Source organism: Nitratireductor aquibiodomus NL21 = JCM 21793 (genome assembly GCF_000615975.1).
Classification (GTDB): domain Bacteria; phylum Pseudomonadota; class Alphaproteobacteria; order Rhizobiales; family Rhizobiaceae; genus Nitratireductor; species Nitratireductor aquibiodomus.
Genome location: NZ_BAMP01000149.1, coordinates 1 through 5688, shown reverse-complemented (window position 1 = coordinate 5688; position 5688 = coordinate 1). Strand labels below are relative to the sequence as shown.

5 protein-coding genes are annotated in these 5688 nt (G+C 63.5%); 3 read left to right on the top strand and 2 right to left on the bottom strand.

Annotated features, from left to right (window positions below; all coding sequences use genetic code 11):
• Together JCM21793_RS22425 and JCM21793_RS22420 are read left to right on the top strand one after the other, a co-directional pair.
• Positions 1-1581 (top strand): NTP transferase domain-containing protein (locus JCM21793_RS22425; protein WP_025031785.1); only part of this gene is annotated, 1581 nt, incomplete at its 5' end.
• Positions 1578-2462 (top strand): alpha/beta fold hydrolase, encoded by an 885-nt coding sequence (locus tag JCM21793_RS22420; protein WP_025031784.1) that lies wholly within the window; start codon positions 1578-1580, stop codon positions 2460-2462. The genes JCM21793_RS22425 and JCM21793_RS22420, both read left to right, overlap by 4 nt.
• A gap of 7 nt (positions 2463-2469) precedes the next feature.
• On the opposite strand, the gene JCM21793_RS22415 is transcribed toward JCM21793_RS22420, so the two are convergent.
• The gene (locus tag JCM21793_RS22415; protein WP_025031783.1) at positions 2470-3501 is read right to left on the bottom strand and encodes a DUF1176 domain-containing protein; all 1032 of its coding nucleotides are present in this window, start codon (positions 3499-3501) and stop codon (positions 2470-2472) included.
• Between the two features lie 235 nt (positions 3502-3736).
• Between JCM21793_RS22415 and JCM21793_RS22410 the strand changes: the two genes are divergently transcribed.
• Positions 3737-4222: a hypothetical protein gene (locus tag JCM21793_RS22410; protein WP_025031782.1), complete on the top strand. Its 486-nt coding sequence runs from the start codon at positions 3737-3739 to the stop codon at positions 4220-4222.
• Here JCM21793_RS22410 and JCM21793_RS22405 read toward each other — a convergent pair.
• The gene (locus tag JCM21793_RS22405) at positions 4188-5597 is read right to left on the bottom strand and encodes an MATE family efflux transporter (protein ID WP_025031781.1); all 1410 of its coding nucleotides are present in this window, start codon (positions 5595-5597) and stop codon (positions 4188-4190) included. The genes JCM21793_RS22410 and JCM21793_RS22405 overlap by 35 nt on opposite strands.
• Positions 5598-5688: the final 91 nt, after the last annotated feature.

The following is a 5688-nucleotide window of genomic DNA, read 5'->3' as shown; positions in this document are numbered from 1 at the left end:
GCCGAGGGCGCGGTGCTGGCGCATGCGACGATGGCCGGCCGGACGCGGCTGCGCAAGGCGCACCGGCTGACGGCAGAAGACATCCGTCTCCTGCGGGCGGAAGGGGTTTTAAGCGTGATCGCGGCGCAGCTCGAGGCCGGTGATCTGGATGAGGATCAGGCGGCGGAGCGGCTTGCAGAACGGCTTGCCGTGGATGGGATCGCCGTGCGCCCCCCCTCCACGGGGCGGGTGAACCTTTATGCCGAAAAGACCGGTCTTTTCGTTGTCGACAGGGCTTCGGTCGACCGACTGAACGCTGTCGACCCGGCAATCACGCTCGCCACGCTGCCGGATTACAGCGCGGTGTCCGAAGGCCAGATGGTCGCAACGGTGAAGATCATCCCCTTCGCGGTTCAGGCCCGGCGGGTGGACGAGGCGATGGAAGCGATCCGTGAGGACGTGTTTCGCATTGCGCCATTCCGGGCGCTCTCGGTCGGCGTGGTGCAGACGGCGCTTCCGAGCCTGAAAGACAGTGTGCTCGACAAGACGGCGCGCATCACCGGCGAGCGGCTGGCGCGTTCGGGCAGCCGCGTGACACGCGAATTGCGACCGGCGCATGAGGAAGAGGCTGTTGCGCGCGCCATCGCGGCGCTGAAGGAGGAGAGCGACCTGCTGCTTCTCTTCGGCGCATCGGCCATATGCGATGCAGATGATGTGATCCCCGCGGCGATCCGCCGGGCTGGCGGTACGGTGGAGCGGGTCGGCATGCCGGTGGACCCGGGCAATCTCCTGGTGCTGGGCACAATCGACGGCAAGCCGGTGATCGGCGCACCCGGCTGCGCGCGCAGCCCGAAGACGAATGGCTTCGACTGGGTGCTCGACCGAGTGGTGGCGGGGCTCGACGTATCCTCGGCGGACATTGCCGGCATGGGGGTAGGCGGGCTTCTGGCCGAAATTCCGACGCGGCCGCAGCCGCGCGAGGGAAATGCAGGCGCACGCGATCCATCCGCCGTGTGGGGCGTGCTTTTGGCGGCTGGCCAGTCGAGGCGCATGGGCCGGCACAACAAGCTTCTCGCTTCGTTCGACGGCGTGCCGCTGGTGCGCCGAACGGGTGCCGCGCTTGCGCGGAGCCATGTTTCGGGCGCCGTTGCGGTGCTGGGGCATGAGGCGCAGGCGGTGGAGGCCGCGCTGGAGGGGATCGCGGTGAAATGCGTGCTCAATGCGGATTACGCGGGCGGGCTCTCCACCTCGCTCAGGACAGGGATTGCGGCATTGCCCGACGAGGCCGCCGGCGCACTTATCATGCTGGCCGATATGCCGGAGATCGGAAGTGGAGACCTTGACCGGCTCGTCGACGCCTTCGTGAAGGCGGGCGGCAATGCAGTGGTGCGGGCAACACACAATGGCAAGCGCGGCAATCCGGTGATCCTGCCGCGTGCGCTTTTTGCCGAGGTCGAAAAGCTGACCGGCGACACCGGCGCGCGCCATGTGATGGAACAGGGGCTGGTCTCGGTGATCGATGTGGAAACGGGCGCTGGCGCGCATCTCGACGTGGATACGCCGGAGGCGCTTGAAAAAGCAGGCGGCGTGTTGAATCGATGAGTTTTCTTTCCTTTGCAAGATTCTGTTTTATCTGTCTTTTTGCCGTTTTCTGGAATGCAGGGGCGCAGGGCTTCGAGCTTGCCGCACACAAGGATCGGCTCTTCGCCTATCCGGCGGTTCTTTCGTCGAGCGATGGTGGGGCTTACCGCGTTGTCGATTACCAGGAAATGCGCGACATCAATGGCCGCGATGCAGTGCCGGAGCGGCGCGTGGACGGGCGCTATGTCTCCACGGGCGTGCGGCGCGCCCAGCAGGAACTGGCGCTCCAGACAGAGGCTGGAACCCTGCGCTATTTCGCGGTCGGCAAGAGCAGGGGCGCCAGCGCCATCGTGCTCTACCTGTATGGCCAGGGCGGCAACCGGCGGCAGGGTGTGAACGATTTTACCTTTGGCGGCAATTTCAACCGCATCAAGAACCTGATGGTGAAGAGCGGCGGGCTCTATCTTTCGCCGGATGTTGCGGATTTCGAGGCGCTAGGCACCCGGCAGATCGCGGCGCTGATTTCCCATTATGCGGCTTCCTCGCCCGGCGCGCGTGTTTTTGTCGCCTGCGGCTCGATGGGCGGTGCGCTTTGCTGGCGGCTGGCGCAGGACGGCCCGACCGTCAGACAACTGGGCGGGCTCCTGCTGCTCGGGTCCATGTGGAACGAGGCGTTTCTGCAAAGCGCGGCCTTTGCGGCGCGCGTGCCTGTCTTTTTCGGCCATGGCAGCGCCGACCGGGTGTTTCCCGTCGGGAAACAGGAGGCCTTTTTCAGGAAGATCCGTTCAGCATCAGGGGATTATCCTGCACGCTTCGTGCGGTTTGAGACGGGCTCGCACGGAACGCCGATCCGTATGACAGACTGGCGCGAGACGCTGAACTGGATGCTCGCTGAGCGGTGACGGGGCCTCAGGGCCCCGTGTGATAGTCGAGGATCGTGATCGGATCTTTCTCGCCATCATAGGACGCGTCGACATCATAGCGCACGAGCGTAAAAGTTCCTTCGCGGAAAATCCACGTCCCGGCGGAGAAGGCATCGCCGATGCCGCGCCACTTGTTGTAGCTGGTGAGCGTTAGCGTATCGGCATCGTAGGTGGAGTTCACCAGCGTGTCGCTGGCTGTATAACCGACGATGCGGATGTCCTCGACTTTGCCGTCGCTGTCGCCGTTTTCGTACTGCACACTCGTCTCGGGCGTGGCGAATTGCAGAGGTGTGAGCCCGCCTTCCTCATTGGCCAGGATATAGGCGTGGTTCTCGTTATAGGCACCGCTTCCGCAATAGAAGCGGAAGAGGCGGGCCTCATGCTTCGGCGTATCGAGGCTTTCATGCGAATAGTTGAACGGGATCGTATAGCTCTGCATCTGGTCGCTGGCGTCCCTGTCCGGCGCCTGCGGACAGTTGCGCCCGTATATGGATGAGAAGAGCGCCTTCGCATCGGCCAGAACCGTATCGGTTCCATCGGGCGTGCCGTCGCCGCAACTGGCGGGCAAAACATCGCGCAGTTCCCCGGCCACAGGCTTCATCTCCGCCTTTTCGATGTGCAGCGGCGCATACGGCGTTCCCTGAATTTGCGGGTTTGACAGGCGCAGCGTGTAGCAGCCGGCGAAAACCCGCTCGCCGCCATCGCCTGCTCTCGCGCGGATGGCGACGGGAAGCGAATAGACGATGCTGCCGGCAGCGCCTTCGGAGGAGGCTGTCCCGGTCACCAGGGCGACATGATCCGTGTCCGCATAGCCTTCCTGATAGGCATCGAGACTGGCAGCCGGCGGCGTTGCGAAATAGTCGTACGCGCGGGCATATTCCTTGCGATTGACCGCATTGTACAGCGATTGCAACAGGGTCTCGGGCGACGACCGGTCATCCAGATAGGGCTCCTCCTGGGCGAATGCCGGCGCTTGCAGAATGGCAAGGACTGCGGTGGTTGTGAAAGCGGATTTCATCAGGGCCTCCTCGGCTCGAAACGGCGTGCAGGGTAACGCGAGTAACATCGATTCGCACATATAGTAGCGTTTCAAGAGAGCCCAGATTGTGATCGCAGGTGGGGACACAGGCGTGCATTTCAGCATTGCTTCAAATAGAGTGAAGCAAAGAGTAAGTTTCTTAACCGCACAGGGCTAAGGCTGCGCCCGTTGCTTTTTGAATGAATGGAGCTCCCGCACCGGCGGGAGAGGCGATATGGCCATCGGGAGGCGCCGCGATTTCGCGGCATTGCTTGATGAACTGATCAGCGAGGACATTGAGCATGCGGGCGGTGCGTCTGCGAGCCTCAACTCCCTCGACTATCTATCCGTGGCCGAGGAACTTCATTCGGGCCGCATCAACTTCACCGACCGGCGCGCCCAGGTGGAATATGGCGAGCACCAGACGCCGGAGCCGGCTAAGCCGGTTGAGCCAGAGGTCATGGCTGCCGAACCGCCTCCGGCGCCGCCGCTGACGACGGACCCGGACGAGATTGCCCGTGAACTGGGACTGGGCGGAACGATCGAGCCGAGACTGCTCGACCGGCTGCGGCGCGAGTTTGCCTTTCGCAATCACCCCGACCGGGTACCGGCTCATCTGCGGGCCAACGCCATGATGCGCATGCAGGTGGCGAACATGCTGATCGACGAAGCCAAACGCGGCAGGTTCAGGCCACGCGGCTCTGGTGAAGCCAGGGCATGAGGCGCTCGCGTCTCAGCCAGCGCACGTAAAGCAGCACCGATACGATGGCGAGGCCGCTGACCAGGCCGATCCAGATGCCGGGTCCATCCATGCCGAGAGTGAAGGCGAGAACCACGCTCGACGTCATGCCAAGGCCCCAATAGCCAAACAGCGAATAGATCATCGGCACTTTCGTGTCGTGCAGGCCGCGCAGCATTCCGGCAGCGACCGCCTGCGCGCCGTCGAAAATCTGGAACAGGCCGGCAAAAGCCAGGAAGGTGACGGCGAGGCCGATGACTTCCGCATTCTCCGGCAGATCGAGATCAATGAAGGCGCCGATGAGCGGCCGGGGTATGGTGACCATCAGCAGGGCCATCAGCGCCATGAAGCCGACGCCCATGACAAAGGCCGTCCAGCCGGCGCGCGTGATGCCATCCAGATTCTGCGCGCCGAAGGCACGGCCCACCCGCACCGTGGCAGCCTGGCTGAGGCCCATGGGCACCATGAAGCTGATGGACGCGATCTGGATCGCAATGGCGTGCGCCGCGAGCGCGGGGGCGCTGATGAGCCCCATGAGGAGGGCTGCGGCATTGAAGATCGTGACCTCGAATGTCATCGAACCCGCAATCGGAAGACCAAGCCGGATCAGCTCGAAGAAGCGGGGCCAGTCGGAGCGCCAGAAGCGGCCAAAGAGCTGGTAGCGGCGAAACTGGCGCTCCACCGAGACGACGAGCACGAGGCCGAAAAACATCAAAATGCTGGAAAGCGTCGTGGCAATGCCGGAGCCGGGCACGCCGAGTGCCGGAAAGCCGAGATTGCCGAACATAAGGCACCAGTTGGCCAGCACGTTGAAGGCCACCATGATGAACATGATGGTCAGCGCCCAGCCCGGACGCTCCAGCGCGGAAATGAAGGAGCGCAGGACGATGTACCCGAAAAAGGGCAGGGCGGCCCATTGCAGTGTGCGCACATAGCTGCCGGCGATGCTCGCAAGGGTCGGTTCCTGTCCCATCCATAAGAGAATGCGCTCGGATTGCCAGAGCAGAAGCCAGATGGGAATGGAGACAGCAATGGCAAGCCACAGGCCCTGCCGCACGGTGCGGCGCACGTCGCGCACGGAGTGAAGCTTGCGGCCAAGCGCGCTCGCCATCATGGGCGAGGTAGCAAGCAGGAGGCCGAGCCCAAAAATGAGCGGCGCGAAATAGAGATTGTAGCCGAGGGTTCCTGCCGCAAGGGAATCCGGACCCAGCCGCCCCATCATCATGACGTCGGTCGTGGTCATGGCGATCTGGGCAAGATTGGTGAGCACCATCGGCCAGGCGAGCGCCAGCATTGCGCGCGCTTCAGCGGTCCACGGATTGGCCGGCGCGCGGGCGCCGGGAGCAATGGCCGTCATGTCGTCTACCTCTTGCGGCTGGCGGAAATCTCGACGCCTGCCAGAATCATGCGCGGAAGGAGGATGCCTTCGGCGAAAGAATGCTTTTAAT